Annotated in this window: 26 protein-coding genes; 16 read left to right on the forward strand and 10 right to left on the reverse strand. The window is 70.2% G+C overall.

What is annotated here, in order from left to right; translation table 11 throughout:
- Nucleotides 1-7 precede the first annotated feature (7 nt).
- Entirely contained in the window at nt 8-304 is a 297-nt protein-coding gene (locus P4R38_RS04550) for a hypothetical protein (protein WP_275239115.1), read from the reverse strand.
- 291 nt (nt 305-595) lie between these two features.
- Here P4R38_RS04550 and P4R38_RS04555 point away from each other — a divergent pair, with 291 nt between their 5' ends.
- Both P4R38_RS04555 and P4R38_RS04560 read left to right on the forward strand, forming a co-directional pair.
- Complete coding sequence (locus P4R38_RS04555; protein WP_277191229.1) at nt 596-2,224, forward strand: peptidoglycan DD-metalloendopeptidase family protein; 1,629 nt, start codon at nt 596-598, stop codon at nt 2,222-2,224.
- Nucleotides 2,225-2,397: 173 nt separating this feature from the next.
- On the forward strand, nt 2,398-3,855 hold the full coding sequence (locus P4R38_RS04560; protein ID WP_277191230.1) for a peptidoglycan DD-metalloendopeptidase family protein: 1,458 nt from the start codon (nt 2,398-2,400) through the stop codon (nt 3,853-3,855).
- A 223-nt stretch (nt 3,856-4,078) separates the two neighbouring features.
- Here the strand turns inward: P4R38_RS04560 and P4R38_RS04565 are convergent, their stop codons facing one another.
- Nucleotides 4,079-5,413 (reverse strand): glycoside hydrolase family 15 protein, encoded by a 1,335-nt coding sequence (locus P4R38_RS04565; protein WP_277191231.1) that lies wholly within the window; start codon nt 5,411-5,413, stop codon nt 4,079-4,081.
- A 115-nt stretch (nt 5,414-5,528) separates the two neighbouring features.
- On the opposite strand from P4R38_RS04565, the gene P4R38_RS04570 reads away from it, so the two are divergent.
- The 3 genes from P4R38_RS04570 (at nt 5,529) to P4R38_RS04580 (ending at nt 8,331) form a co-directional block, all read left to right on the forward strand.
- Nucleotides 5,529-6,566: an App1 family protein gene (locus P4R38_RS04570; protein ID WP_277191232.1), complete on the forward strand. Its 1,038-nt coding sequence runs from the start codon at nt 5,529-5,531 to the stop codon at nt 6,564-6,566.
- Complete coding sequence (locus P4R38_RS04575; RefSeq protein ID WP_275239120.1) at nt 6,559-7,419, forward strand: Fpg/Nei family DNA glycosylase; 861 nt, start codon at nt 6,559-6,561, stop codon at nt 7,417-7,419. Before P4R38_RS04570 ends, P4R38_RS04575 begins: the two co-directional genes overlap by 8 nt.
- A gap of 78 nt (nt 7,420-7,497) precedes the next feature.
- The gene (locus P4R38_RS04580) at nt 7,498-8,331 is read left to right on the forward strand and encodes a thioesterase family protein (RefSeq protein ID WP_277191233.1); all 834 of its coding nucleotides are present in this window, start codon (nt 7,498-7,500) and stop codon (nt 8,329-8,331) included.
- Nucleotides 8,332-8,462: 131 nt separating this feature from the next.
- On the opposite strand, the gene P4R38_RS04585 is transcribed toward P4R38_RS04580, so the two are convergent.
- Entirely contained in the window at nt 8,463-8,786 is a 324-nt protein-coding gene (locus P4R38_RS04585) for a rhodanese-like domain-containing protein (RefSeq protein WP_277191234.1), read from the reverse strand.
- Between the two features lie 78 nt (nt 8,787-8,864).
- Here P4R38_RS04585 and P4R38_RS04590 point away from each other — a divergent pair, with 78 nt between their 5' ends.
- Nucleotides 8,865-9,608 carry a peptidylprolyl isomerase gene (locus tag P4R38_RS04590; protein ID WP_277191235.1) on the forward strand — a complete coding sequence of 248 codons (744 nt, stop codon included), beginning with the start codon at nt 8,865-8,867 and terminating at the stop codon, nt 9,606-9,608.
- Nucleotides 9,609-9,781: 173 nt separating this feature from the next.
- Here the strand turns inward: P4R38_RS04590 and P4R38_RS04595 are convergent, their stop codons facing one another.
- A complete protein-coding gene (locus P4R38_RS04595; RefSeq protein WP_277191236.1) occupies nt 9,782-10,378 on the reverse strand; it encodes a hypothetical protein in 597 nt (198 codons plus the stop codon).
- Nucleotides 10,379-10,421: 43 nt separating this feature from the next.
- Here P4R38_RS04595 and pdxY point away from each other — a divergent pair, with 43 nt between their 5' ends.
- Nucleotides 10,422-11,270, forward strand: a complete 849-nt coding sequence (pdxY, locus tag P4R38_RS04600; RefSeq protein ID WP_277191237.1) for a pyridoxal kinase PdxY — start codon at nt 10,422-10,424, stop codon at nt 11,268-11,270.
- A 77-nt stretch (nt 11,271-11,347) separates the two neighbouring features.
- Nucleotides 11,348-12,160 (forward strand): DUF427 domain-containing protein, encoded by an 813-nt coding sequence (locus tag P4R38_RS04605; protein ID WP_277191238.1) that lies wholly within the window; start codon nt 11,348-11,350, stop codon nt 12,158-12,160.
- Between the two features lie 12 nt (nt 12,161-12,172).
- Here P4R38_RS04605 and P4R38_RS04610 read toward each other — a convergent pair whose 3' ends face one another.
- The 3 genes from P4R38_RS04610 to P4R38_RS04620 all read right to left on the reverse strand — a co-directional run bounded on the left by P4R38_RS04610 (nt 12,173) and on the right by P4R38_RS04620 (nt 14,391).
- Nucleotides 12,173-12,610, reverse strand: coding sequence for a DUF5990 family protein (locus tag P4R38_RS04610; protein WP_277191239.1), 438 nt, complete (start codon nt 12,608-12,610; stop codon nt 12,173-12,175).
- A 9-nt stretch (nt 12,611-12,619) separates the two neighbouring features.
- On the reverse strand, nt 12,620-12,979 hold the full coding sequence (locus tag P4R38_RS04615) for a hypothetical protein (protein WP_277191240.1): 360 nt from the start codon (nt 12,977-12,979) through the stop codon (nt 12,620-12,622).
- Nucleotides 12,980-13,266: 287 nt separating this feature from the next.
- A complete protein-coding gene (locus P4R38_RS04620; RefSeq protein ID WP_277191241.1) occupies nt 13,267-14,391 on the reverse strand; it encodes a GNAT family N-acetyltransferase in 1,125 nt (374 codons plus the stop codon).
- Nucleotides 14,392-14,461: 70 nt separating this feature from the next.
- Between P4R38_RS04620 and P4R38_RS04625 the strand changes: the two genes are divergently transcribed.
- Together P4R38_RS04625 and P4R38_RS04630 are read left to right on the forward strand one after the other, a co-directional pair.
- Complete coding sequence (locus P4R38_RS04625) at nt 14,462-15,370, forward strand: hypothetical protein (protein ID WP_277191242.1); 909 nt, start codon at nt 14,462-14,464, stop codon at nt 15,368-15,370.
- A gap of 92 nt (nt 15,371-15,462) precedes the next feature.
- On the forward strand, nt 15,463-16,191 hold the full coding sequence (locus P4R38_RS04630) for a VC0807 family protein (RefSeq protein ID WP_277191243.1): 729 nt from the start codon (nt 15,463-15,465) through the stop codon (nt 16,189-16,191).
- A gap of 245 nt (nt 16,192-16,436) precedes the next feature.
- Here P4R38_RS04630 and P4R38_RS04635 read toward each other — a convergent pair whose 3' ends face one another.
- Complete coding sequence (locus tag P4R38_RS04635; RefSeq protein ID WP_277191244.1) at nt 16,437-18,500, reverse strand: vWA domain-containing protein; 2,064 nt, start codon at nt 18,498-18,500, stop codon at nt 16,437-16,439.
- A gap of 386 nt (nt 18,501-18,886) precedes the next feature.
- On the opposite strand from P4R38_RS04635, the gene P4R38_RS04640 reads away from it, so the two are divergent.
- Nucleotides 18,887-20,728, forward strand: coding sequence for an adenylyl cyclase (locus tag P4R38_RS04640; protein ID WP_277191245.1), 1,842 nt, complete (start codon nt 18,887-18,889; stop codon nt 20,726-20,728).
- Between the two features lie 153 nt (nt 20,729-20,881).
- Here P4R38_RS04640 and P4R38_RS04645 read toward each other — a convergent pair whose 3' ends face one another.
- Nucleotides 20,882-21,283, reverse strand: a complete 402-nt coding sequence (locus P4R38_RS04645; protein ID WP_277191246.1) for a VOC family protein — start codon at nt 21,281-21,283, stop codon at nt 20,882-20,884.
- Nucleotides 21,284-21,649: 366 nt separating this feature from the next.
- Here P4R38_RS04645 and P4R38_RS04650 point away from each other — a divergent pair, with 366 nt between their 5' ends.
- Both P4R38_RS04650 and P4R38_RS04655 read left to right on the forward strand, forming a co-directional pair.
- Nucleotides 21,650-22,120 (forward strand): hypothetical protein, encoded by a 471-nt coding sequence (locus P4R38_RS04650; protein WP_277191247.1) that lies wholly within the window; start codon nt 21,650-21,652, stop codon nt 22,118-22,120.
- Between the two features lie 54 nt (nt 22,121-22,174).
- Nucleotides 22,175-22,390, forward strand: coding sequence for a hypothetical protein (locus P4R38_RS04655; RefSeq protein ID WP_277191248.1), 216 nt, complete (start codon nt 22,175-22,177; stop codon nt 22,388-22,390).
- Here P4R38_RS04655 and P4R38_RS04660 read toward each other — a convergent pair.
- On the reverse strand, nt 22,329-22,874 hold the full coding sequence (locus P4R38_RS04660) for a hypothetical protein (protein WP_277191249.1): 546 nt from the start codon (nt 22,872-22,874) through the stop codon (nt 22,329-22,331). The genes P4R38_RS04655 and P4R38_RS04660 overlap by 62 nt on opposite strands.
- A 371-nt stretch (nt 22,875-23,245) precedes the next feature.
- On the opposite strand from P4R38_RS04660, the gene P4R38_RS04665 reads away from it, so the two are divergent.
- From P4R38_RS04665 to P4R38_RS04675, 3 genes are all read left to right on the forward strand, one after another.
- Nucleotides 23,246-24,460 carry an ATP-binding protein gene (locus P4R38_RS04665; protein WP_277191250.1) on the forward strand — a complete coding sequence of 405 codons (1,215 nt, stop codon included), beginning with the start codon at nt 23,246-23,248 and terminating at the stop codon, nt 24,458-24,460.
- A 174-nt stretch (nt 24,461-24,634) separates the two neighbouring features.
- Complete coding sequence (locus tag P4R38_RS04670; RefSeq protein ID WP_409201235.1) at nt 24,635-25,810, forward strand: ParA family protein; 1,176 nt, start codon at nt 24,635-24,637, stop codon at nt 25,808-25,810.
- On the forward strand, nt 25,810-26,400 hold the full coding sequence (locus P4R38_RS04675; protein ID WP_275236476.1) for a HEPN domain-containing protein: 591 nt from the start codon (nt 25,810-25,812) through the stop codon (nt 26,398-26,400). Before P4R38_RS04670 ends, P4R38_RS04675 begins: the two co-directional genes overlap by 1 nt.
- The last annotated feature ends 72 nt before the right edge of the window (nt 26,401-26,472 follow it).

Here is a 26,472-nt window from a genome sequence, read left to right on the forward strand (position 1 = left end):
GGGTCGGTTACTGACCGACGAGGAAGCCGATGAGCGAGACCGCGGCCGAGATGACCATCACGCCACCGAGCACGTAGCCGACCTTCTGCAGGTGCTCGCCGCCGTCACCGCGACGGCTGCCCATGGCCATCGAGACGCCGGCGCCGATCAGGGCGATGACGCACAGGCCGAGCGCGATCCACTTCACCCAGCCCATGACGTCGGTGAACTTGTCGAAGCCCGGCGGCTTCTTGCCCGAGCCGGGGTTCGGGACCTCGGCGGGCAGATGTGCCGCGAGACGAAGAGATGCGTCCTGGATCCACATGAGGGGGTACTCCTAACGGTTTCAGAGGGGCCGGAGCTCCCGGCCTCCACGGCTACCTGGATGCACCTCGTCCGAGTCCGGTTCCGTTCATCAGCAACCTTCTTCGCAGCCGGTCGACGATGGAACCGAACGGCTGTGAGCCGCGTCAGCACCGCCGAGAACGCCCTTCCCGCAGCCGTTCTCGAACACCTGAGACAAGCACCGCTGCACGTCCGTGTGAGCGGTGTTTCGCGACGCCCGGAACCAGCCGCTGCGTCGCCCGGCGGGTCGTCAGGACACGAGAGGAGCGGCGTGAGCGAGCAGGAGACCGCCAAGCGCAGCACGCTTCTCATCGCGGCTGCCGTCGTGGTGTCGCTCGTCGCGTTCGGGCCGTTCGGCTTCCTGCTGATGATGATGGCGAGCACCGCCGCCGGCACGACGGTTGCGTGCGAGAACGGTTACACGACAGGGAATCCCGCGACCGGCGCGTGGCGTGCACCGTTCCAGCAGGCGTACACCACGACCAGTCCGTACGGCTGGCGCATCCACCCGATCACCGGCATCCGCAAGCTGCACGCCGGCCAGGACCTGGTGTCCCAGCCCGGCCCCGGTCCGGTCGTCGCAGCCTCCGCGGGCACCGTGGTCCGCTCCGGCTGGTACGGCGGGCTCGGCAACTCGGTCGAGATCATGCACGCGGGTGGCGTCTCCACCGTCTACGGCCACATGAGGTCGATCGACGGGTCGATGAAGGAGGGCGCACCCGTCCGGATCGGCCAGCAGATCGGCATCGAGGGCACCACGGGCGCGTCCACGGGCGAGCACCTCCACTTCGAGGTGCACCTGAACGGCCATCCGACCGACCCGACGCCGTTCATGCAGCAGCACGGGGCACCGCTGGACGGCCGCGCGATCGCGCCCTCACCGCAGAGCGGCGACGCGACCGCGGTCCCCGTCGCCGCACCGGCTGCGCCCTCGGACGGTCAGGGCGCGGGCGACGGCGAGGGAGGCGGCGGGTTCCAGCTGCCGCCGCCCGGGGAGCCGCGCCAGGACTCGCTGCACAACAAGCCGTTGCCGATCCCGGACCAGATCAAGCAGTACTACGTGAACGCGGCGAACCGGTACAAGGTCCCGTGGACACTGCTCGCCGGCGTCGGGATGGAGGAGACCGCCCACGGCCGCAACAACCGGCCCTCCTCGGTCGGCGCGCAGGGCCTGATGCAGTTCATGCCGGCCACGTGGGAGTCGATGGGGGTCGACGGTGACGGCGACGGCAAGGCGGACATCAACAACGACGCCGACTCGGCGATGTCGGCGGCCAACTACCTGACCAAGTCCGGCGCGCACAAGGGTGCGGAGGGCGTACGGAAGGCGATCTTCGCGTACAACCACGCCGACTGGTACGTCAACGACGTCTTGTACTACGCCCAGCAGTACGGCGGTGGTGTCGTCCCCGGCGACGGCCAGGCGTGCGCGCCCTCGGGGGCGAACGCGGGCAACCCGAGCCTGCCGCCGATCGACGACGCGAAGATCGCCACGGTGCTGCGCTGGGCCCAGTCGCACGTCGGTGACGACTACGTGATGGGCGCGAACGGGCCGCACACGTGGGACTGCTCGTCGTTCAGCCAGAACGCGTACGCGCAGATCGGGGTGTCGATGCCCCGGACCGCGCAGTCCCAGCGCGACTGGCTCGCGCGGGGTAACGGGTTCCGGGTGCAGCCCGGTCAGGAGAAGCCCGGCGACCTGATCTTCTGGGACAGCTACCTCGGGCCGAACACCATCGGGCACGTGATGCTGGTGTTCGATCCGGCCAAGCAGCAGACGGTCGAGGCGATGGGCAGCCAGTACGGCGTCGTCTACGGCAGCTACAAGGGAAAGGCGCAGACGAAGCACATCTTCGAGATCTGGCGGGTGGGTCAGACGAAGCCTCAAGAGAAGGTCTGAGTTTGGTCTAACCCTTTCGGCGGGTAACAAGCCGTTGCATACTCGCGGCAGTAGCGAAAAATTTCCGGCACCCGGTCACAGGAGGGGGAAACGTGGGCAAGCATCGTGCGCCACGTCCTGTCCGTTGGTCGCCGGCGCACACCGTTTCCGCCGCTCGTGCGGGTGCGACCTGGGTGGTCGTGCCGGTGCTGCTGGCGTCGGTCGGGGTCGCGCTGGGGACGAGTACGGCCTCGGCGGCGAAGGCGCCGCGCGATGCTTGTCAGGTCGCGACCGGTGGGGGTGCGTGGCGGCTGCCGTTGACGCAGGAGTTCACGATCTCCAGCCGGTTCGGGGAGCGGTTCCACCCGATCGACAAGGTGACCAAGATGCACGCCGGTACCGACCTGGTGTCGCGTCCGGGGCGTGGCAAGGTCGTCGCGGCGGCTGCGGGCACGGTGGTGCGGGCGGGGGTGTACGGCGGCCTGGGCAACGCGGTGGTGCTGCGCCACCCGGGCGGGGTGACCTCCACGTACGGGCACCTGGCCCGGATCGATGCGGACGTGCGGCCCGGTGAGAAGGTCCGCATCGGTGAGGTGCTGGGCCTCGAGGGTTCGACGGGTAAGTCGACCGGGGATCACCTGCACTTCGAGATCCGGGTGCAGGGGGTGCCGACCGATCCGGTGCCGTTCATGCGTCAGCACCAGGCGCCGTTGAACGGTGACCTGGCCGGTGACACCGCGGTCGCGGCCGGGTCGCGGCTGCCCGCGGCGGGGATGCCGCGCAAGCACACCGTGCACACCAACGCGATGCCGGTGCCGGCGAAGACGTTGCGGCTGTACCAGCAGGCCGCGCAGGCCTACGACGTGCCGTGGACGTTGCTGGCGGGGATCGGGATGGAGGAGACGCTGCACGGCCGCGTCGATGCCACCTCCTCGGCCGGTGCGCGGGGGCTGATGCAGTTCCTGCCCTCGACGTGGGAGCTGATGGGTGTCGATGGTGACGGGGACGGCAAGGCCGAGATCGACAACGACGCCGACAGCATCATGTCCGCGGCGAACTACCTGACCCGCTCCGGTGTCCGCAAAGGCCCGGCCGGGGTGCGGCGGGCGCTGTTCGCGTACAACCACGCCGACTGGTACGTCAACGACGTGCTGGCCTACGCCCAGGCGTACGGCGGCGGCACCCTCAGCTGCGTACCCGGTGAGGCGGACAGCCTCTCCAGCGAGGTGCCCAAGCAGGTCGAGCCGACCCTGCGGTGGGCCGAGCAGCACGTCGGCGACTCCCACCAGCTCGGGGCCGCGGGTCCGCGGACCTGGGACGCCTCCTCGTACGTGCAGCGGGCGTACCGGCAGGTGCGGGTGTACCTGCCGCGTACGGCCGCCGGTCAGCGCGACTGGCTCGCCGACGGGCACGGGACGCGGGTGCATCCGGGGCAGGAGCGTCCGGGCGACCTGATCTTCACCGACAGCTATCGCGGACCCAAGGAGGTCGGCGACGTCGCGCTCGTGCTCGACCCGGTCGAGAAGACCACGCTCGAGGCCAAGGACCCCGCCTCCGGGGTGATCACCGGCTCCTACGCCGAGACCGAGACCGAGTCGCACATCTTCGAGATCTGGCGCCCGGAGGTCCCGCGCAAGCACCACCGCCGCTGACGGCCAACCTCCGCTGGTTGAGCCGCTCCGCACCTCCGCTGGTTGAGCCGCTCCGCCCCTCCGCTGGTTGAGCCGCTCCGGAGCGCTAGCGAAGGAGCGAGTCGAAACCCGGTGCCGCGGAGGGAGACTCTCCCTGCGCGGCACGTGGTTTCGACTCGGTCTCGCCCAGCGGCTCGACCGGCTCAACCGGCGGGGTGGCCGGCTCAACCAGCGGGTGTGCGGCTCAACCCGCGTGGGGGTGGAGCTGGTGGAGGGTGAGGAGGACCAGGGCTGCGGTCCAGGACAGCGGGGCCACGGCGGCGGGGCTGCCGTCGTCCAGCACCTTCTCCGGGAACGAGCCGGCGCTCGTCCGGTGCGCTGCCAGCCAGCGCAGACGGCTCTGCGCGGCCGCGCGGTCGCCGGTCGCGGCCGACGCCAGCGCGAAGGCGGCGGTCTCGGGCGTCCAGCTGATCCCGTCATCCTTCCAGCCCGCTCCGGGGGCGAGCCCGCCCGCGGGCCGGATCATCCGCCCGGCCGCGTGAGCGAGCGCGTCGGTGGCGCCGGCGGGCGCGGTCCGCGCGAACGGCGGTAGTGCGAAGGCGATCGCGGCGTCCTGGTCGTCACCGCCCTTCTCGCGTGGCCAGCCGTGGGCACCGAACGCCTTGCTGACGGCCTCGGCCAGCTCGTCGTGCCGGTCGGCCGCCGCGGCCGCCAGCTCGGTCTCGCCGATCGCGGTCAGGAGACCGGGCGCGACACCGAGGCCGGCCAGCAGCGGCGCGACCGTACCCAGCGTGAGCTCGTCGGTGTCGACCTCCCAGTAGTCCGGTGAGGGAGCGGGAAGGAAGTCAGGAGTGTTGGTACTGATGAGGATTCGGCCGACCGAACGCTTCAGCAGCGTCCGCATGGATCGCACCAGCTCCAGCCCGGCGGGCGGGATAAGGCTCCGGCGTACCTGCTCGGTGGCCCACACCACCCAGCCGGAGCCGTCGAGCTGCCGGGCGCGGTCGTCCGGTGCCTCGTCGGTGCCGGGCAGGTACCTCGCCTCGAACCAGCCGTCCGCGCGCTGGACCCGCTGGAGGTAGCCCAGGGTCGCGACCGCCTCGCTCGGATGACCGGCGACCGCGAGGGCGCTCGCCGTCGCGGACGCGTCGCGAGGCCACACGTACCGCCAGCGCGGGGACCAGCCCGCGACGGTGGCACCGCCGGTGACGCCGGAGGTGAGGACGTGCAGGTCCAGCAGCGCCGAGCGGGCGAGGTCGTCGAACCCGCCCAGCCCGCGAGTCCAGGCGGCCGAGGAGGAGAGCCAGCGCTGCTGGTCGGAGCGCAGTGCTGCGGCCTGCGGCGCGCTCCGCATGACACGGGAGCCCGGCAGGATCAGGTCGGCCCGCCCGGCCTGGACGAGCTCGCGCGACGTCGGCGAGGTCAGCGCGACGGACTCGGCGTACAGCGGCGGCTGATCGTGCCGGCGTTCGGACCACCAGGTCGCCCCGCCGGCGCCCCCTACGACGAGACCCGCGACACCGCCCCGCAGCACCGTACGGCGCGACAGGGGGCGGTAGCGGTCCTTTCCCCCGGACATGCTGCGAGTGTAGGTCGGTGTGCCGATGGTCGGCCTCCCGGGCGTTCTCGCGGCTACGGCGCGGACCTGAGACGGACCGGCCGACCACGGCGGGATCCGCAATAGGCTGGCCCGCATGGTGAAGGCGCACCCTGCAGCACGAGCCGAGGACGCGTTCAACGCGCAGCTGGCCCGGCGGCTGAGCGGCCGTGGATGGACCCACCAGATCCTCCCGTACACGGGGTACGCCAACGCGAGCACCGCGCGGGTGCTCGGCCGGGTGGCGCTCGGCCGGGACGGTCAGCCCGGCACCCGGCCGGCCGACGAGGAGGCGCCCGTACGCCGAGGCATCCGGGAGTTCTTCTCCGCGCCGGTCCGCGAGGTCCCGGTGACGGTCACGTTCGGCGACGCGATCACCCGAGCCACCTCCGACCGCGGCGGGTACTTCGACGTCGACCTGCGCGGGCACGGGCGTCCCCCGGGCTGGCACGACGCGACCATCACCTCGGGCGACATCGAGGTGAGTACGCCGGTGCAGGTCATCGGCGAGGACGTCACCTTCGGGATCGTCAGCGACATCGACGACACCTGCCTGATCACGATGCTCCCGCGGCCGATGCTCGCGGCGTACAACTCCTTCGTCCTGCAGGAGACCGCCCGGCGGGTCGTGCCGGGCATGGCGGCGATGTTCCGCTCGCTGCTGGCGCAGCACCCCGGGGCGCCGATCGTCTACCTGTCGACCGGCGCGTGGAACACCCATGCGGTGCTGGGCCGGTTCCTGCGTCGGCACGGCTACCCCGCAGGCCCGCTGCTGCTCACCGACTGGGGTCCGACCGAGACGGCGTGGTTCCGCAGCGGCCGCGAGCACAAGCGGCACCAGCTGCGCCGGCTCGCGCAGGAGTTCCCGAACATCCGGTGGGTGCTCGTCGGGGACGACGGCCAGCACGACCCCGCGATCTACGAGGAGTTCGCGCTCGAGCACCCGGGCAACGTCGAGTGCGTGGCGATCCGCCAGCTCACCCCGACCCAGCAGGTGCTCTCGCACGGCCACCCGCTCTCGCACGACGAGATGTCCGGTCGGCCGCAGCACGTGCCGACGCTGGAGGGCCCGGACGGCTACACGCTGCACCGGCTGGTCACCTGGACGATGAGGAAGGCGCGCCACCATGCCTGAGCTGCCCGAGGTGCAGGCGCTCGCGGACTTCCTGCGCGGGCGCGTCGTGGACCTGGCCGTCGCCGGGGTCGAGCTCGGCTCGTTCAGCGTGCTGAAGACGTACGACCCTGCGCCACAAGCGTTTTCGGGCCTGATGGTCACGGACGTACGCCGCTACGGCAAGTTCGTCGACCTGGACGTCGACGGGCTGCACCTGGTCTTCCACCTGGCTCGCGCCGGGTGGCTGCGCTGGTCGGAGTCGATGCCGGCCACCGTCCTACGGCCGGGCAAGTCACCCATCGCGCTGCGCGTCCGCTTCTCCGACGGATCCGGCTTCGACCTCACCGAGGCCGGGACGAAGAAGGGGCTGGCGGCGTACGTCGTGCGTGACCCGCAGGAGGTCCCCGGCATCGCGACGCTCGGGCCCGACCCGCTGGCGGACGACTTCGACGAGGCGGCGTTCGCGGCCCTGGTCAACGGGCGACGGACGCAGATCAAGGGCCTGCTGCGCGACCAGTCGGTGATCGCCGGCGTCGGCAACGCCTACTCCGACGAGGCACTGCACGCGGCGAAGCTGTCGCCGTTCGCGATGGCCGCGTCGCTGAGCGACGAGGAGGTCAGCCGGCTGTACGCCGCGCTCCGCGAGGTGCTGACCTCGGCCGTCGCGGCGTCCTCAGGCAAGCCCGCCAAAGACCTCAAGGACGCCAAGCGGTCGGGCATGCGGGTCCACGGTCGGACCGGCGAGGCGTGCCCGGTGTGCGGCGACGTGATCCGCGAGGTGTCGTTCGCGGACCGGTCGCTGCAGTACTGCCCGACCTGCCAGACCGGCGGCAAGCCGCTGGCTGACCGCCGGATGTCCCGCCTGTTGAAGTGACGGTGAGGGCCTCGTCGGGTGCTGTGCACTGCCCCACGGGGTTTGTTACTGGTGGGTAGCGCGGGTTAGGTTCGGAGCGTGACCGAGTTCGACGACGCGCTGCGGCTGACCCCGACCGACACCCCCGGCGCGTACGGCGTCGACCTGTCCGGCGACTGGACGATCGGCGGTGGCATCAACGGCGGCCTGCTGCTGTCGGTGATGGGCAACGCGCTGTCGCAGACGCTCGGGGCCGGCGGGCATCCGGATCCGTTCTCCATCTCCGCGTACTACCTCGCGCCCGGCCGCCCCGGACCGGCCACGGTCGAGACCGCGCTCGTCCGCAAGGGTGGCAGCGTCTCGGTGGGCAGCGCCTCGCTGGTGCAGCGCGACGCCGACGGCAACCCGGTCGAGGCGATCCGGGTGCTCGCGACGTTCACCGACCTGGACCGCACGCCGACCGACAGCGACGTCCGCCTGACCCCGCCGGAGCTGCCGCCGCTGGACAAGTGCGTACGCGCCTCCGACGCTCCGCCGGCCGTGCTCAAGGAGGCGGACCTGCTGCAGCGTAGCGACCTGCGGCTCGACCCGGCCACCGCGATGTGGGCCGTCGGCCAGCCGTCCGGCCGCGGCATGATCCAGGGCTGGTGGCGGTTCGCCGACGGGCGTGAGGCGGACGCGCTGTCGCTGCTCTTCGCGTGCGACGTGCTGCCGCCCGTCTCGATGGACCTCGGCAAGCTCGGCTGGGCGCCGACGATCGAGTTCACCGTGCACGTGCTCGGCAAGCCCGCGTCCGGGTGGTTGCGGATCAAGCACTTCACCGAGCACGTCGCGGCCGGCCACTTCGTCGAGGACTGCGAGGTGTGGGACAGCGAGGACCGGCTGGTCGCCCAGTCCCGCCAGCTCGCCCGACTGCCGCGACCCCTCGGCTGAGGAGGGTGCCTCGCACACCGCCCGCGTTGCCTGGCTCGAACTGCGTTTGGTGTTCCTGACGCAGTTCGAACTGCGTCAGGAACACCAAACGCAGTTCGAGCGGCGGCGGCGGCGGTCTTAAGGGCGCCGGGTCAGATGACCTCGGGCTCCTTGCCGCTGTCGGACACGACGGGCTTGCCGCCCTGGGCCCACGCCTGCATGCCGCCCTCGACGTTGACGACGGGGTAGCCCTGCGCGCTGAGCCACTGCACGGCACGTCCGGACCGGCCGCCGCTGCGGCAGATGACCGGCAGCGGCTCGGCGTCGGGCAGCTCGTCCAGCCGGTTCGGGACCTCGGCCAGCGGAATGTGGACGGCGCCCGGCGCGTGCCCGGCGTCCCACTCGTCCTGCTCGCGCACGTCCAGGACCACTGCGTCGTCGGTCAGGGCCTGCGGTGTCGTCGGCTGATCGCTCATTCCCCCATCGTGCCCTGTCCGTCCCTAGGGTGCGGAGGAGGCCGAGAACCGGCCTTGTGCCAAGAACCGGAGGAACCCATGCGGACCCTGAGCACCATCGCCGCGACCGTCGCCCTCGGCGTCGTCGGCGTCCTCGCCCCCGCCGCGTCCCACGCCGCCGAGGCGCCGTCCGGCACCGCCCCGACCAAGGGGCCGTGCGCGTACACGCCGCTGGAGGACCAGACGTACTCCACCTGGGTCGGGCTGCCGAAGGACCCCGCCCACACGCCGTCGAACGGGACGACGAAGGTGACGCTCGAGACCAACCAGGGCGACATCCCGCTGGTGCTCGACAAGGCCGCCGCGCCCTGCACCGTGCAGAACTTCACCTTTCTGACCCACCGCAAGTACTACGACGACACGACCTGCCATCGGCTGACCGCCTACCAGACACCGCCGTACGCGCTGTCGGTGCTGCAGTGCGGCGACCCGCTGGGTACGGGGTGGGGAGACCCGGGGTACGCGTTCAAGGACGAGCTCGACAGCGCGAAGTCGCTGCCGAACTGGCCTGGCTTCCCCGACGGCAGCCGGAAGGTCTACCCGCGCGGCACGCTCGCGATGGCCAACGGCGGGCCCGACACCAACGGCAGTCAGTTCTTCCTGGTCTACCGGGACTCGCGGCTGCGGCCGGACTACACGGTCTTCGGGCACGTGACCGAGGACGGGATGCGCACGCTCGACAAGATCGCCGCCGGTGGCATCGACCCGGGCACGGAGGGCACCGCCGAGGACGGTACGCCGCGCCTCACGACGACCATCGACCGCGCCAAGTCCGGCCGGTAGCCGACCCTTCCGCCGGTCAGGCGTGCCTCGCTGGTTGAGCCGGGCGGAGCGTTAGCGCAGCCCGTGTCGAAACCCCGTGACTGCGGACGGCCCGTCTCCCTTCGCGGCACCGGGTTTCGACACGGGCTCGGCTAACGCCTCGCCCGGCTCAACCAGCGGGTGGGGCGGGTCGGTCAGCGGGTGATGGTGGTGGCGAGGGTGACGAGGCTGGGGCGTTGTGGCGTGCTGCTGAAACCGAAGCCGGGCTCGGGGCTCACCGGCGCCAGCTCGCCCAGCGGTTCGCCCGCCCAGGTGCCGCCCAACCCGGTGACCGCGCGCATGTCGGTGGCGCCGTACGTCTCGCGCCGCCCCTGACCTGCGGTGCCACGGGTGCGGACCCCGCGCAGCACGACCCGGGCGACGGGGTCGGTGACGTACGCGAGCGCCGTGCTGCGGGCGACCCGCGGCGGGACGAGCCGGAGCAGGCGGCCCAGCGCCGTACGACCACCCAGCTCGACCGAGACCTGCAGCGGGCCGGCGTCGATCCGCCACCGAGTCTCGGACGCATCGACGGAGACCGGCGTACGGACCACCTCGTCGAACGAGTAGGTCGCGCCCACGTACGTGGCGACCTCGGCGGACGGCGCGAGAAGGGTGCGCCGACCGTCCGGGGCCGCGAGCATCACGTCGGCGAACCCGCCGAGCGGTGAGTCGAGCCAGCGCCCGACGACGATGCGCACCCCGCTGGTCGAGCCGGCGCCGAGGATCTGGCCGTGGAAGACGTCACGCACCGGGCCAGTGTCCCCCGCCCGGCCGGCGACTACCCTCGCGCGGGTGAAGATCCTCTCCATCCAGTCGTCCGTGGCGTACGGGCACGCCGGCAACAGCTCGGCCGTCTTCCCGCTGCAGCGCCTCGGTCACGAGGTCTGGCCGGTCTACACCGTGCACTTCTCGAACCACACCGGGTACGGCCAGTGGAAGGGTGTCGTCTTCGAGCCGTCGACCGTGGCGGACGTCATCAGCGGCATCGAGGAGCGCGGCGTCCTGCCGGAGTGCGACGCCGTACTGTCCGGCTACCAGGGCGCGTCCGCCATCGGCGAGGTCATCCTGGACGCGGTCGCGCGGGTGAAGGACGCCAACCCGCGAGCCGTCTACTGCGCCGACCCGGTGATGGGCGACGTCGGCCGCGGCTTCTTCGTCCAGCCGGGCATCCCGGAGTTCATCCGCGACCGTGTCGTCCCGGCGGCCGACATCGTGACGCCGAACCAGTTCGAGCTGGAGTTCCTCACGGGTTCGGAGATCCACTCGGTCGCCGACCTGCTCGGCGCCGCGCAGCAGCTGCGGTCCAAGGGGCCGGAGACCGTGCTCGTCACCTCGGTGCAGACCGACGAGACGCCCGCCGACTCCGTCCAGATGGCCGTCGTCACCGGGAAGGGCGCCTGGTCGGTGACCACCCCACTCCTGCCGCTGTACGTCAGTGGGGGCGGCGACGCGACCGCGGCGATCTTCCTCGCGCACGTGCTCTCGGACGGTGCTGCCGTCGCGCTCGGCAGGACGGCCGACTCCGTGTTCAGCATCATCGAAGCGACGCACGAGGCGGGGACCCGGGAGCTCCAGCTCGTCGGTGCGCAGGAGGCGATCGCGCACCCGCGGGACCGGTTCGAGGTGACCCGCCTGGGCTGAGCGCGCCCAGTGCTCGGCCGTACGGCCGGGCGTCGGGAGCGGTTGACGCCGCCCGGCCGCGGGAGGACCGTGAGCAGATGGCCCTGCAGATGGCCGCCCACAGCTTCGAGCAGGTGGGCGAGCTGCGAATCCATCCCAGCCCCAAACGCGTTCGGGCGTTCTTCGGTGGCCGACCGATCGTGGACACCACGCAGGCGATCGTCGTCTGGGAGCCGCGACGCGTCGTCCCCTCGTACGCGGTGCCGCTCGTCGACATCGACGCCCAGCTGGTGCCGGCCACGAGTCGTGGCGGCGAGGAGCACGCAGTCATGATCGGAGAGGGACCGCCCGTCCTCGATCCGAGCACCGGCTTCTCCGTCCACACGACGCCGGGCCAGTCGTACGACATCGACGTCGGGACGGTCCTGGACCAGGCCGCGTTCGCGCCCGAGGACCCGGACCTCCAGGGGTACGCAGTGCTGGACTTCGCGGCCTTCGACGAGTGGCGGGACGAGGACGAGGTGGACGTCGTCCACCCGCGCGACCCGTTCTCGCGGGTGGAGTGCCGGCGCAGCAGCCGCCACGTGGTGGTGGAGAGCGACGGCGAGGTGCTGGCCGACTCCCACGCCCCGATCATGCTGTTCGAGACGCTGCTCCCGACCCGGTACTACCTGCCCCGGGACGACGTCCGGATGGACCTGCTGACGCCGAGCGACAGCCGAACCGGTTGCGCCTACAAAGGATTCGCGTCCTACTTCAGCACGGCGACGGTGCCGGACATCGCCTGGACGTACCTGGACCCGGAGCACGACGCCGCCCCGGTGAAGGACCTGATCTGCTTCTACAACGAGCGGGTGGACATCACGGTGGACGGCGATCGGCTGGAGCGACCGACGACGCCGTGGTCGTGATCGCGCCGTCCGTCACCCGAGCGAGAAGGCGATCGCCGGTGGCCGGAGGCGAGCGCACCGAGGGCCGCCTCGCTCGTCGGTGAGCTCGACGGTCGCGACCAGCCGGCGTCCGGGTGAGTCAGCGATCTCGACGAGCTCGCGGTCGACGGCGCCGAGCATCAGCTTGGCCCGCCGGAACATCGCGAACTCGTCCCCGTCGACGTCGCCCCAGGTCAGGTAGACGAAGCGGTCGCCCCGCCTGCCCTGCACCGCCGGACCGGCGAAGTCGAGACCGTCCGCGCTCCGGCGGAGCGCGATCTCGACCTGCCAGGTCGCTGCCTCGGCATCGCCGGGCACGAGGTCGGCCGGCTTCCTGCCGACCTGGACGCCCACGTGCACGTTGGTGGCGTTCCCGTCGCTGTGCGCGAACGACCGACCAGGCAGGTGACGGCCGCGGATCTCCAGCAGCATGCCGCTCAGTCAACCAGGCCTGTCGGAGACCCCGCGGCTGGTCGGAACGCCCTCGCGGTCGGCAGACCCGCCGCGACGCTCGTAACGCCAGGCCGGCCTCGCTCTGGTGGTGAGCCAGCCGCCGTTGCGCGCCCACCACCAGTCCGGCGGGAATGCGTTGGCAGGTTTGACGACCAGGTGCGCCGGCAAGCGCCGTCCGGCGTTGTCGCGTGCGACCAGATCACGGGACGGGGCCGCTCCGCTGGGCCGCAGCTGTCTGCGGTGCGACCGCAACGCGTGGGCGAGGTCCTCGCGGACGTCCACGGTCGCCCAGGCTCGGTCGACGGCTGCGTCGAAGCCGGCGACGATGCTCAACGGGTTCTGCGTCATGCGGTCAGCATCGCCGCCCGACGTGCCCACTCGTGCCGGGCGCGGAGCGACTGTGGACGACGTCGCGCTAGCCACGGGGATGTGGACGGTCGGTGAGCGCGACCGCAACGTGTGGGCGAGGGAGGACGGCGGGTCGGTCGTTGCTGTGCACTGGTGCGCCGGGGCGGCCACCGGGCGGAGGCGATCGGTGGCAGGCACCAGTGCACAGCAATCGTCGAAGACCATCGGCGGCCGACTGACGCCCATCGGCCGCGGGCGCCGAGGGCCGGGCCGCCGGCGGGGGCTGATCAGGTCGGTCGTGCGCCGCCGCCCAGTGGGCGGCCGTCGAGACGGCGGGCCATCGTGACGTCGTCGCGCGTGCCGAACGAGAACTGGAGACCGCCCGGGAGCCGGCCGGTCTCTACGTACCCGACGCCCGCGTAGAAGTCGCCGAGGCCGGTGCCGCCGCGGTACGCGATCTCCGCGATGGCCCGCCCGTGCGAACGAGCACGTGCGTGCAAGGTCGAGATCAGCAGTCGCCCCAGGTTGCGACCCTGCAGGTCCGGGTCGACCATCACCCGCAGGAGTGTCGTGCGGTGAGCGAGCTTGGGGTCGTCCGGCAGCGTCACGAACCCGAAGCCCAGCAGCGGGCCGTACGCGTCCGGGTCGGCCCATGACGCCAGGGTGGGCGCGGCGATGCGCACGAGCTCGGCCCGGCCGGACCGGCAGTCGACGAGGTGGGCGTCCAGGGCGGCGGCCACGTCCGACCGCGGTGCGTCCTTCTCGAAGCCGACGGCACCGCCCGCTCCGTTGACGCGGACCCAGAGGTCGAGCACCTCGTCGTACGCGGCGCTGCCGGGCTCGACCGGTCCGACGACGGTGTCCGGGGCGCGCAGCAGCCGGGAGTCCGGCTCGTCGGCCGGGTCGTGCTCCGCGCGCCAGGGGCCGATGTCGGTCATCCCGACAGCGCGGGCGGTGTGCAGGGACGGCTCGTTGCGTGGGTTGATCCGGCAGGTCACCATCAGGCCCGGGACCCACTCAAGCGCGAAAGCCGTTGCGGCAGAACCGATCTGCCGCGCGTACCCGTGACCGCGAGCGTCCGGGGACAGGCGGTAGTAGAGGTTGAGCGAGTCCTTGCCGGGGCCTGGCGTCCGACGTACCCCACCGATGCCGACGGGCACGCCGTCCGCGAGCCGCTCGGCCACCCAGTAGCCGTACCCGTCCCGCTCCCAGGCGTCCGCCCACGTGTGCATGACCTCGCGGGCGCCGACGTCGTCGTACGGCTGCTCGTTCATGAGCGCGTACCCCTCGGCGGCCGTGTGCCAGCCCCGGATGTCCGCGCGGTCGGCGTCCTCGTGCCGCAGCCGCCGCAACCGCAGGTCGCGGGTGGCCGACTCGGCGACGTGTGCGGGAGGGCGGCGGGCGGCGTCCATGGCGCGAGCCTAGGTGGCGACCTACTCTCGAGAGATGGCCAGTGGGGACTGGCCGACAGGGAGGTACGTCATGAAGCGCACTCTGATCGCCGGCATCGTGCTGATGGTCACCGCGGGTACGGCACTCGTCCCGGAGGCAGGCGCCTCCACCACAGCGGACGGACCCACCGGCCGGTTGCTCTACGTCGACCTGACCGCGTCCACCGACAGCGGCGGGCCGCTGCGCAGCGCCACACCGAGCGGCGGCAGCGTCCAGGACCTCGGGAAGGAGGTCAGCTGGTACGCCTCGCCGTCCTACTCACCGGACGGCACCCAGATCGCCTACACCGGGGGTGACATCGGCTTCTCGGTCATGCTCATGAACGCCGACGGCACCGGTGACCATCGCTTGATCGACGCGCCGTGGGCGCCGGCCTACCCACGCTGGAGGCCGGACGGGCGGGCGATCGTCTTCCAGTACGACGGCATCGCCCAGGTGCCGGTGACCGGTGGGCCGTTCACCCAGCTCACCCCGAAAGGGAGGTACGAGCTGATGGCGTCCTGGGCGCCGTCCGGAAAGGCGTTCGCGACGGCGGCGCCGGTGGAGCCGGCCAACGAGCCCGACCCGTCGACCGGATCCGTACGGATCTGGGCGCCACGAGGTCAGACGGTCAGGAAGATCTTCAGCCTCCCGGGTGCCATGCGGGTGGACTGGAGCCCGGACGGTCGCACCATCGCCGCCTCGGCCAATGGCGACCTGTACTTCGTCGACTCGCGCTCCGGTGCGGTCCGCCGCATCACCAACACTCCCGGCGCCCAGGAGCGCGACCCGATCTGGTCACCGGACGGCAGCTGGCTGGCGTACTCCGTCGACCCGACCGACGTGACGGACAGCCCGCCGTCCTCGGCGTCCACGATCTGGTTCATGGACAGGAACGGCGGTAACCGACGCACCGCGGGAGTCCACGGCGTCGCGACGTCCTGGCGGTCCGGCGGCTGAGCCGGCGAGCGGATTCGGGCCCCGGACCGGTCCGGGCCTGCGAGCATGGCCGGATGGCGGGATCCGAGACACCGATCACCAGGCACGCTGGGATGCCCGACGCCGACCGGGTGACCGACGTCGCACCCACGACAGACGTCGTACCTGAGACGGACGCGGGGCCTGCGACGGGTGCGGCGGGGTCGTACGGGCAGGACGTCCGGCTCGGCGGGCTGGTCACGATGCTGCTGTGGGACATCGGTCTGCCCGTGCTCGCGTACTACCTCGGCCGGGCCTCGGGGCTCAGCACGTTCAACGCGCTGCTCCTGGGCACGGTCGTCTCCGCGCTGCGTCTGCTGTGGGTGGTGTGGCGGACCAAGGAGCTGGACGCGTTCGCCGCGTTCATGCTGTTCATCTTCTCGGCGGGCACGATCGCCTCGTTCGTGACCGGCGACCCCCGGTTCATGCTGCTGAAGAACGCGGCGCTGACGCTGGTGGCGGGGCTGGTGTTCCTCGCGTCCTGCCGGTTCGGCAAGCCACTCTGCTACGCCGTGGCGCGCCGGCTGGCCGGCTCGGCGGAGTCCCGCGCGGACCTGGCCCGCGGTTGGGACGAGTCGGCCGACTTCCGGTGGATGTTCCGGATGCTGTCGGTGTTCTGGGGGCTCGGGCTGATCGCAGAGGCGCTGGTCCGGGTGGTGATCATCTACGCGACCTCGGTGGACGTCGCCGTCGCCGCGTCGGTGGCCGTGCAGGTCGTGGCCTTCGTGGTGATGACCGCGGTGACCATCCGCTCCATCAAGAAGGCCCGCTCCCAGGCAACGGCCCCCGCACCCGCCGGCTGACCACCGCACACCCGCCGGTCGAGCCCCATACACCCCGCCGGTCGAGTAGGGCCGGAGCCGCACACCCGCCGGTCGAGTAGGGCCGGAGCTTGCGGAGGCCCGTATCGAGACCAGGTGACCGCGTGCGGCTGGTCTCGATACGGGCCTCACTTCGTTCGCCCTACTCGACCGGCGGTATGGACCGGTTCGCCCTACTCGACCGGCGGTAGGGACCGGTTCGCCCTACTCGACCGGCGGAGGGTGACTCACTGGCCGTTCGGGGGTGGCCAGCCCTGCTGGTTCCAGCCCTGACCGATCGAGCCCGGGTCCTGAGCCGGCGCGTTCTTGCGGCGCACCGCCATCCAGACGCCGCCGCTCACCAGCGCCAGCAGCAGCACCGCACCGCCCGCGATCAGCGGCAGCATCGGCAGGCCGTCGTCGTCGCCGGCGTCGACCGGGGCCGCCGCGGCGGGCGTCGAGTCGTCGGTCGGCGTGGAACCCGGGGTCGAGCCGTTCCCCGTACCGCCCGGCGTACTGGACGGGCTCGGCGACGGGGTCTCGTCCTCGTCCGGGGCGGTCGGCTGGACCGCGCCCGGCTCGCCGTACGTGGGCTGCCCGGTCGGCGTACCCGTCACGTCTCCGCGGATCAGGAAGCTCACCGGACCACCGCCGGCCGCGACGTCCTCGGCGGCCACGGCGATGAAGTAGTCGCCGCCCAGGTAGGAGGGGCTGCCGTACGACTCACGGTTGCGCCAGGTGACCTGGCGGGTGTCGCTGGCGATGTCCTGCCGGTCGTCGGTGTACTCGCTCAGGCTGACCGAGTCGTACCCGGAGAACGACTGGCGCTCGGGGTTGAACAGGCCGAGCCGGACGCCGAGGAACTTGCCGGAGGTGCCCAGCGTCGAGCGCATCTGCAGGGACGGCGGCGCGACGTTGGCGCGGGCGACGAGCTTCTGGCCGTACTGCACCGGCACCTTGAAGATCTGCACCTCGCCCGGCAGCAGCGTGCCGCTGTACGTCGTGTTCGGCGTGATGCGCGGCGCGTCGCTGAAGCCCGCTCCGCCCGTGGTCGGCGTGCCGGTCAGGTCGTACGTCCAGTCGCTGTCCGGGGAGGGGTCGTCCTTGGACGGCGCGGGCAGCGAGGGCACGTTGGTGACCGGGCGCTCCTCCACGACGCGCAGCTCGAACGGCATCGCGTCCTTGCCGAGCGTCTGCTGCGGCCGGCCGCCGCCCTCGGTGGTCACCTTGATCGTGAGGTTCTCGACGTGGCCGCACTCCGTGTCGTTCGCGTCCACGCGGGCGACGGCGCCGATCGGCATGGCGGTGGTGCGCCAGTCCGAGCTCCAGGTGGAGTCGTCGGCGAAGCACGAGTCGCCGTCGGTGCGGCGGACCGCGACGCCGAGCGTGTGGCCGGAGTCGTCCCGGGTGACCGGCCGGCCGGCGACCGACACGTGCAGGGTCGTGCCCGGTGTGTGCTTCACCTGGTAGTAGCGCTCGTCCTTGTTCTCACCGATCTTGGAGACCCACTGGCCGGGTGTGACGACCGGCGCGCCGTCGATGATGGGCGTCCCGTTGACGGGTTTGCCGCTCACCGAGAACGGCCGAAAAGCCCTGGTGGACAACGTCTTCAGGCTCGCGGTGAGGTCCTGCGCGTTGCTCGCGTCGTAGTACGAGCCCCGGCCGACCGTCGCGATGCACTGCAGGTCCTTCTGCGCCTTGCCGCTCACCCGGAAGCCGACGACGTCGATCTTGAGGTCGATGCCCTGGTCGGCGATCTGCTGGGCGATCTGGCACGGGTCCGGGCTGCAGGTGTCCTCGCCGTCGGAGACCAGGATCATGCTGCGCTTGCCGGTGGTTCCGAGGTCGCGGGCGGCCTGCTGCATCGCGTACGCCATCGGGGTCTCGCCGTACGGCTTGTACCGGTCGACCGCCTGGTTGAGGACGGCCTGGTTGCCGGTGCCGATCGGGACGGACAGCTGGGAGTCGGTGCAGGCGCTCGGGCTGGTCTTGTCCTCGACCGTCGCCCCGAAGACCCGCATGCCCGCCTGGGCACCGGACGGCAGGCCGTTGACGACCTGGTGCAGCGCGGTGCGGGCGGACTCGATCTTGGGTCGACCGGTGGCGTCCGGAGCGCTCATCGAGCCGGACGAGTCGAGCAGCATCATCAGCCGGCCGCCGTCGGTCGGCGCGGTGGAAGGGGCAGTGGTCTGGGCGGTGATGCCGGCCGGGGTGGCCAGGTACGGGGTCGCGGACGCGGCGGGCGTCGTACCGGCGAGAACACCGAGGCCGCAGGCCGCGACGAGTGGGGCGGCGAAGGGGCGACGTGCCATCGGGATCAGCTCCTGAGGGGTTTGCGCTAGCAAATTTACAGAAGCAAAGACGGGCCTCGGGTCGGACGGGTTCCACGCAGATGCCGGCGGGCTCGACGCGGATCAGCGACGTCGATGTGTGACAGAAGGTGCGCCATGGCGCACTCTTCGGCACAGGTCAGCGGCGCGGATCGCCGGCGCCTCCGGGCCGGCCTCGCCGCTTGTCTGCGGTGACGGCTCCCGGGGAGGACGAGGAGGCGATCGCCGCGTCTGACCTGGTCTTCGGTGTGGGCTAGACGGCTGGATACATCGGCAGCGTGCGTCAGTCGCCGGTTCGGGCGTGTTCCGTACGAACTCGTCGGAGCAGCCCTCTTTACAACGTTGTCGTCCAAGGGCAAGGTCCGGTCATGGTGCCTCGCGCTGCTGCCCCGGTCGTCCGGCTCGTCACCCTCCTCGCGATGCTCGTCTGGGGGCTCGCCGCTCCCGCGCACGCCGCGCCACAGGCGGCCGCGCCACCGAATCCGTTCGGTCCGAACACGTACGTCTTCACCCCCGACATGCCGCAGGCGCAGATCCAGGCCACGGTCGACCGGATCGCCACCCAGCAGAAGGACAACCAGTTCGGGTCGGAGCGGTACGCGCTGCTGTTCGCGCCCGGCACGTACGGCACCGCGGCGAATCCGCTGAACTTCCAGGTCGGCTACTACACCGAGGTCGCCGGCCTCGGGCGCAACCCGGGCGACGTGACGATCAACGGGTCGGTCGAGGTCTACAACCGGTGCGTCACGAACGCCGACGGCTCGACCAGCTGCTACGCCCTGGACAACTTCTGGCGCTCGCTGTCGAACATGAAGATCGCGCTCGCGGGCAAGTCCGGCTGCCAGGCGAGCGCCAACTTCTGGGCGACCTCGCAGGCGGCGTCGCTGCGCCGGGTGCAGGTCATCGGCGGCAACCTCTCGCTGATGGACTACTGCTCGGCGGGGCCGCAGTACGCGAGCGGCGGCTTCATCGCCGACTCGGACCTGTCCGCCGGCACGACGATCAACGGCTCGCAGCAGCAGTTCCTCGTCCGCGACAGCAAGCTCGGTGGCTGGTCGAACGGCGTGTGGAACCAGGTGTTCAGCGGCGTCGAGAACGCACCGGCGCAGAGCTTCGGCCAGCCGGGTGGCCAGCCGTACACCACGCTGCCGCGCACCGAGCTCTCCCGCGAGCGGCCGTACCTCTACCTGGACGCGAGCGGCCAGTACCAGGTGCTCGTACCGACCGCGCGGCACCAGTCGTCCGGGACGACGTGGGCGAACGGGCCGACCGCGGGGACGTCGATCCCGTTGAGCGACTTCCTGATCGCGAACCCGGCGACGTCCGGGCGCGACATCGACAAGGCGCTCAAGGCGGGCAAGAACCTGCTCCTCGCGCCGGGCGTGTACGACGTGAGCTCGCCGATCCACGTGAAGCGCGCCGACACCGTGGTGCTGGGTCTGGGCTTCCCGACGCTGCGACCGACCGGTGACTCGCCGGTGCTGCACACCGCGAGCGTGCCGGGCATCAAGGTCGCCGGCATGATCGTGGACGCCGGCCCGGCGCTGACGCCGACGCTCGTTCAGCTCGGCGACTGCGGCAAGTGCGCCAAGGGCAGCAACGGCGACGACCCGACCACGCTGAACGACGTGTACCTGCGCATCGGCGGTGCCAGCGCCGGTCGCACGCAGGACGCGCTGACGGTCAACGCCTCCGACGTGGTGCTGGACAACATCTGGTCGTGGCGGGCCGACCACGGCACCGGCGTCGGCTGGACGACCAACACCGCCGACCGGGGCCTCGTCGTCAACGGCGACCGCGTCCACGGGCTCGGCCTCTTCGTCGAGCACTACCAGAAGGACAACGTCGTCTGGAACGGCGAGGACGGCCGGGTGGTGTTCTTCCAGAACGAGTTCCCGTACGACCCGCCGAGCCAGGCGGCCTGGTCGGCGAGCCCGACGATCAAGGGGTACGCCGCGTTCCTGGTCTCCCCGGGGGTCCAGCGGTTCACCGGTTGGGGGATGGGCGCGTACTCGTTCTTCAACCAGGGCGTCGACATCCACGCGACGCGGGCGTTCCAGGTGCCAGTGACGCCGGGAGTGCGGATGCACGACCTGCTGACCGTGTTCCTGAACGGCTCCGGCGGCATCGACTCGGTCGTCAACGGCGTGGGCGCCCCGGTCACCCAGGCCAACTCCGGCCAGGCCTCCCAGGTGGTGTCCTACCCCTGACGACCCCGCTGGTTGAGCCGGGACCACTCGCCGGTCGAGTAGAGCGAGGCGCTGGCCGAGCTCGTCATCGAGACCCGGCGACCGCGGCCCCGGACCCAGCCACCGACGTACCGCTGCGTGACGACTGCGCACTGGTGCCAGTGAGTGGCCAGGTCAGTGGTCGGGCGTGTCCGAGAGGAGGTCCCAGAGGTTGCCCCATGGGTCGCGGACGACGCACACCCTGCCGTACGGCTCGTGGCGGACCGGCCGGACGACGTCGCACCCGGCCTCGACGAGGCGGGCCAGCGTGAGGTCGAGTTCGTCGACCCGCAGGAACAGCCCGACGCGTCCGGCGAACTGACGCCCGATGGCCTGCTCCTGGTCGGTTCCGTCGGCGCGGGCGAGGACGATGCCCGCGCCGCTGCCGCCGTGCTGGACGACGACCCAGCGTTTCGGTCGGCCGTCGGTGGTGGCGGAGGGCGAGTCCTCGACCAGCGAGAACCCGAGCGCCTCGGTGAAGAAGGCGATGGCGGGGTCGTAGTCATCGACGATCAGGGTGACGAGGGCGAGCGGCATGCCGTCACGCTAGGCCGGATGCGCGATCAGGGTCTGCTGGGAGTTCTCGACTCCCCGCTGGTTGAGCCGGTCCGGAGCGCAGCGGAGGCCGAGTCGAAACCAGGGCGACCGCGGCCCCGAACCGGACCCCTCGTACGAACTGTGCGTTGCCCCACAGGTCACCACTGGTTGCGCCGCTCCGCAGCCGGGTAGGCCGGCCGGGCCCCCGGGCGATCGGGCTCGCTAGCGAAGTCTCAGACGAACGCTAGACACCGCCGTACGAGGCACGCCGGCGATGCTCATCCGTTGCCGCTGGCGAGGAGGAAGGCCGCCGCGCTCGCCGCTGAACACGGCCGCGCGGCCACGTCATACGGCAGGATCGTCGGCATGCGCGGGGTGAATGTTCGGTGGTGGCGGCTCGCCCTGGCGGTCGTAGGGGCGATGGGGCTCGGGGTGCTGTCGTCGGTCCTCGACCTCTCACCGTGGGTGCTGGCTCTGCTGTTCGTCGTCGTCATCGTCGTCATGATCCCGTTCGTCATGGGCGTCGACCTGGCGACGATGCGCGAGGGATGGTCGGGATGTCACCCGCTGCGCTCGCCGCTCACCGGTGCACTGATGCTCACCGGTGGAGCTCTCGATCTCGTCGGTGGGGTGCTGGGGATCGCCGTGTCGGGTGCGTGGCTGGCGGTGTGCGTGGTCGGCCTCGCGTTGTTCTTCGGGGCGTTCGTGCTGCACGACCGCGGCCACCGCCGCCGAGGTGAGCCGCCTCATGCCATGTGGGGACCGAGCGATGCCAAGCGGCCAGCCTGGCTGGGCGGCCCGCCTACGGCGAGTACCGGGACTTCCAGCTCGGGTTGAGCTGAACGACTCTCTCCACTGCTGATCTGCGGCAGCGGCGGCCAGGATGAAGCCGTGATCGAGACCTACCGGCAGTGGATCGAGCGCCATCCCGTGGTGGCCGCATTTCTCGTGTGCCCGCTCGCGTGTGCCGTCTGTTACGTCGCGATCGATGCCACCGGCGCGTTCGGGCACCGCGGGGTCTTACGAAGTGTCGTGATGGGGGCGCTCACCGGCGTGCTCGTCGGGGCGCTGCTGCTGTACGGCGGCTACATCCGCCGGCAGGACTGACCTCTTCACGTGTCGAGCGGCGTCGGCGCGCTGCGGCGAGCTCCCGGGGAATGGACCGCGTCGCCTGCCACCAGCCGTACCCACCCGTCACCACGGCCGCCGCGGTGACGCCGACGGCGGGCGGCAGCTTCGTGGCCAGCATGACGGTGATCAGCCAGGGAGCGGTGGCGGCCGCGGCGCGCCAGGTCGATCGCTCGTGGTCACGCGGCGGCGGCTCCTTCGGCCAGGTGCCGTACGCCTGCCGGCGCGCGCCGTCGGGCGGGAGCGAACTCATCAGCCGTGCCAGGGCGACCCAGGACATCACGAGCGGGATCGGGATCAGGGCAAGCACCCAGCCGGCATCGAGCAGACTGGCGCCGTCACGGTGCTGGTGCGCGCCGATGGCGACGAAGATGACGGCGCCGATCGCCGGGCCGAACGAGGCAGCCAGGACGCGCGGGTCGCGCCAGGTCAGCATCTGCACCTGGTCCCGGTCATCCCCCATGCGCCGCACGCTACTGCCCGAACCAGCTGGTTGAACCGGCCGTCACGATCGCTGGTTGAGCCGACCCGAGCCGTCCCCGCTGGTTGAGCCGGTCGAGCGCCCAGGCGCGAGACCGAGTCGAAACCACCGCAGCCGCGGACGACAACCCCGCCTCCGGCGTACCCGCTGGTCAGGTCAGGAGATTGAGGATCACCGTCAGGATGATCGACAGCACGACCGAGATCAGGATCATGGCGAGGCAGCCGGGCAGGCCGCCCGCGACGCGTACCTCCGAGTTGCCGATGCGCATGCGTCCACCGTACGCGCGACACGCGATCGGCCTCGCTAGCGAAATCTCAGGCGAGCGCTAGAGCCCGCCATACGCTGCGATCGTGGACCCGATCAGGAACCCGTACGCCCCGGGCGCGGGCCAGCGCCCACCCGAACTCGCTGGTCGTGACAGCGAGCTGGAGACGTTCACCGTCGTGCTGGAACGCATCGCGCGCGGTCGCCCCGAGCGGTCGGTGGTGCTGACCGGCCTGCGCGGGGTCGGGAAGACGGTGCTGCTGAACGCGTTGCGCTCGGCGGCGGTCCGGGCGGACTGGGGGACGGGCAAGCTCGAGGCACGGCCGGACCAGCGGCTGCGCCGGCCGCTGTCCGCGGCGCTGCACGTCGCCGTACGCGAGCTCGGGCACCCGCAGGCGGACGACGTCGACCACGTGCTCGGGGTCATCAAGTCGTTCGCGCACCGGGCGGTCGAGCCGGGTGCCAAGCTGCGCGACCGGTGGAACCCGGGCATCGACGCGCCGGCCGTCAGCGGGCGTGCGGACTCGGGCGACATCGAGATCGACCTGGTCGAGCTGCTGTCGGACGTGGGCGGGCTCGCGGCCGACGTCGGCGAGGGCGTCGCGATCTTCATCGACGAGATGCAGGACCTGCACCCGGACGACGTGTCCGCGATGTGCGCCGCGTGCCACGAGATCAGCCAGTCCTCGCTGCCGGTCATCGTGGTCGGCGCCGGGCTGCCGCACCTGCCGGCGGTGCTGTCGGCGTCGAAGTCGTACAGCGAGAGGCTGTTCCGGTACGCCCGCATCGACCGGCTGCCGCGCGACGCCGCCGACCGCGCGCTGCAGATGCCGGCGAAGGAGGAGGACGCCGACTTCACCGCCGAGGCGCTGGAGGCGATGTACGCGGCGACGGGCGGGTACCCGTACTTCATCCAGGCGTACGGCAAGGTCGCTTGGGACCTCGCGCCCGGCACGCCGATCACGGCCGAGGACGTCGCGGTCTCGGCGCCGGAGGCGGAGTCGGAGCTGGCGGTCGGATTCTTCGGATCCCGTTACGAGAGAGCGACTCCCGGCGAACGCGACTACCTGCGCGCGATGGCCGACGCGGCCGTCGCGCTCGCGGAGAACGCGCACGAGCAGCTGGACGAGATCGAGTCCGTCCCGACCGCGGATGTCGCGCTGATCCTCGGCCGCAAGCCTCAGTCGCTGTCGCCGGCGAGGGACGCGCTGCTGAAGAAGGGCCTGATCTACTCGGGCGAGCGAGGCCGGATCGCGTTCACCGTTCCCCACTTCGGCCGCTACCTCCGCGCCCACACCTAACAAGTGGCATGATTCCATCAGACATCTTCGCCGCTGCTACGAACGCGCAAACGAAGGATGGCGCTAGAGCTTGGAATCGGACCTTCGGATGCAGCGCGAAGCGGGGCAGGTACCAATATCCGGGGAAGCAGATCTGACATTCACGGCGTAGCTCGTGACAGCAAAGGGGTAGGCGTGGCGGCACAAATTATCGCAATGTTCAATCACAAAGGCGGCGTATCCAAGACGACAACGACCTTCAATTTGGGCTGGAAGCTTGCGCGAAAGGGCAAGCGAGTGATCCTCGTGGATGCCGACCCACAGTGCAACCTCACTGGCGTCGCACTTGGACTCAATGCCGAATGGCCTCCCGAGGATGTTGCTATCGACGGCGAAATGGAAGACTCTGTCGAAGGCGAGCAAGTCGATGATTCGGGGTCGACGGAATACGCCGACGTTCAACAAGCGAGCGAAGATTTCTGGAGTAAGAACTTTGAGCGAACGCTCTACGGTGCACTTCGGCCAGCGTTTGAATCGGAGCCAAAGCTGCTCTCTGCTGTGGATTGCTTTCCCATCGAGGCTTGTCCGGGGCTTTTCCTTCTACCCGGTCATTTGCGGCTAGGCGAATACGAGGTCACGTTGGGGGTGGCGCAAGAGCTGGCCGGCTCCCTTGTGGCACTCCGCAATCTTCCCGGCGCTTTTCATTACTTGCTGACGGAGACGGCCAAAAAGTTCGAGGCTGACTACGTGATAGTGGACATGAGTCCTAGCCTTGGTGCGATAAACCAGAATATTGTTGCGACCAGCGATCTTCTAATTGTGCCTACGTCGCCTGACTTCTTCTCCATTATGGCCCTACAGTCGCTAGCCGGGATCTTGCCAAGGTGGATGAGGTGGGCGCAGCTTGCAAGCAAGAATGAAGTACTTGCGGAGGCAACATACCCATTCCCTTCTCCGCGACTTCGACTTGCGGGAACAGTAATCCAACGCTATAGACTATATAGGGCACCAACCGAAGCCAAGCCATATGGCACGCCGACCGGCCCTTTCCGGGCTTGGATCGAAAAGGTTCGAGGGGCAAATAGATACGAGTTTGTCCCTGCGCTCGAAGCGGCAAATCTCACATTCGAACAGGACGCCTACAAAAGTGCTGGGATTGATGATGCGCGCATTCTTGCCCAGATCCAGGAATTTAATAGTCTCTTGCCCAAGTCGCAGGAGCATCGTGTTCCGGTTTTTGAGTTGACACCTGACCAATTGGAGCAGGTTGGAGTGGTTCTTCAAGGGTCACTTAGGCAAATTAGAAGCGTCAATAGGATATACGAACAGTTTGCCGACAGAGTAATCGGACTGGGCGAAAGTCGGAGTTAATGAGTTCGCCCCCATTGGCTGTTTTCGAACGGTTGATGCAACAAGTGGACCAAGTGCGGGCCGCAGCGAACCGCGAAGTTCAGGCTGGGCATGAGACGACCGGGCCGGTGCTCCTCCGCTCGGCCCTGGTGTTGACCGTCGCGGCTTTTGATACCTTTATTCACGAACGAGCGATTGGCCTCCTTCGAGATCATGCCGCGAAAGGCGCTACCGAGGCGCAGTTGGTTGCGACCTATCTTCGAGGCGGTACTACCGAATTCGACGTGTCAAGCGGTTCCGCGGAACTGTTCATTCGGTATCGCTTGTCGTATCGAACCCTCGTATCTCCAGATAAGATCGACGAGGTGTTAGCTGCCGCAGGAGTAGACGCAACCCACTGTTGGCTGCACGCATCGATAGCGATGGGCTCACGCCCAGATCGAGTGCGGGCGCAACTTCAGCTGCAGTACGATCGAAGGAATCAAATAGCTCATGAGGGTGACTGGGATCCTGTCGCGCTGGATTTTCGATCGCTAGGGCAAGCCCATATTGAGGATTGTGTCAATCACGTGGTGTCCGTCGTTAACGAACTCAACGGCCAGCTGCCTTGACGAGGATGGGTGCGTCGCCACCCCGATTGATACAGCGACGAGCTGACGTACGGGTTCACCGTTCGCGCGCGA

The organism is Luteipulveratus flavus, assembly GCF_029439465.1.
Taxonomy (GTDB): domain Bacteria; phylum Actinomycetota; class Actinomycetes; order Actinomycetales; family Dermatophilaceae; genus Luteipulveratus; species Luteipulveratus flavus.

Excerpts from the sequence above, each read along its gene's own strand:
- P4R38_RS04550 (WP_275239115.1), bottom strand. The coding sequence starts at position 304 with ATGTGGATCCAGGACGCATCTCTTCGTCTCGCGGCACATCTGCCCGCC.
- P4R38_RS04565 (WP_277191231.1), bottom strand. The coding sequence starts at position 5,413 with ATGTCCGGGGGAAAGGACCGCTACCGCCCCCTGTCGCGCCGTACGGTG.
- P4R38_RS04570 (WP_277191232.1), top strand. The coding sequence starts at position 5,529 with ATGGTGAAGGCGCACCCTGCAGCACGAGCCGAGGACGCGTTCAACGCG.
- P4R38_RS04575 (WP_275239120.1), top strand. The coding sequence starts at position 6,559 with ATGCCTGAGCTGCCCGAGGTGCAGGCGCTCGCGGACTTCCTGCGCGGG.
- P4R38_RS04585 (WP_277191234.1), bottom strand. The coding sequence starts at position 8,786 with ATGAGCGATCAGCCGACGACACCGCAGGCCCTGACCGACGACGCAGTG.
- P4R38_RS04590 (WP_277191235.1), top strand. The coding sequence starts at position 8,865 with ATGCGGACCCTGAGCACCATCGCCGCGACCGTCGCCCTCGGCGTCGTC.
- P4R38_RS04605 (WP_277191238.1), top strand. The coding sequence starts at position 11,348 with ATGGCCCTGCAGATGGCCGCCCACAGCTTCGAGCAGGTGGGCGAGCTG.
- P4R38_RS04610 (WP_277191239.1), bottom strand. The coding sequence starts at position 12,610 with ATGCTGCTGGAGATCCGCGGCCGTCACCTGCCTGGTCGGTCGTTCGCG.
- P4R38_RS04615 (WP_277191240.1), bottom strand. The coding sequence starts at position 12,979 with ATGACGCAGAACCCGTTGAGCATCGTCGCCGGCTTCGACGCAGCCGTC.
- P4R38_RS04620 (WP_277191241.1), bottom strand. The coding sequence starts at position 14,391 with ATGGACGCCGCCCGCCGCCCTCCCGCACACGTCGCCGAGTCGGCCACC.
- P4R38_RS04625 (WP_277191242.1), top strand. The coding sequence starts at position 14,462 with ATGAAGCGCACTCTGATCGCCGGCATCGTGCTGATGGTCACCGCGGGT.
- P4R38_RS04630 (WP_277191243.1), top strand. The coding sequence starts at position 15,463 with ATGCCCGACGCCGACCGGGTGACCGACGTCGCACCCACGACAGACGTC.
- P4R38_RS04635 (WP_277191244.1), bottom strand. The coding sequence starts at position 18,500 with ATGGCACGTCGCCCCTTCGCCGCCCCACTCGTCGCGGCCTGCGGCCTC.
- P4R38_RS04640 (WP_277191245.1), top strand. The coding sequence starts at position 18,887 with ATGGTGCCTCGCGCTGCTGCCCCGGTCGTCCGGCTCGTCACCCTCCTC.
- P4R38_RS04645 (WP_277191246.1), bottom strand. The coding sequence starts at position 21,283 with ATGCCGCTCGCCCTCGTCACCCTGATCGTCGATGACTACGACCCCGCC.
- P4R38_RS04650 (WP_277191247.1), top strand. The coding sequence starts at position 21,650 with ATGCGCGGGGTGAATGTTCGGTGGTGGCGGCTCGCCCTGGCGGTCGTA.
- P4R38_RS04660 (WP_277191249.1), bottom strand. The coding sequence starts at position 22,874 with ATGGGGGATGACCGGGACCAGGTGCAGATGCTGACCTGGCGCGACCCG.
- P4R38_RS04675 (WP_275236476.1), top strand. The coding sequence starts at position 25,810 with ATGAGTTCGCCCCCATTGGCTGTTTTCGAACGGTTGATGCAACAAGTG.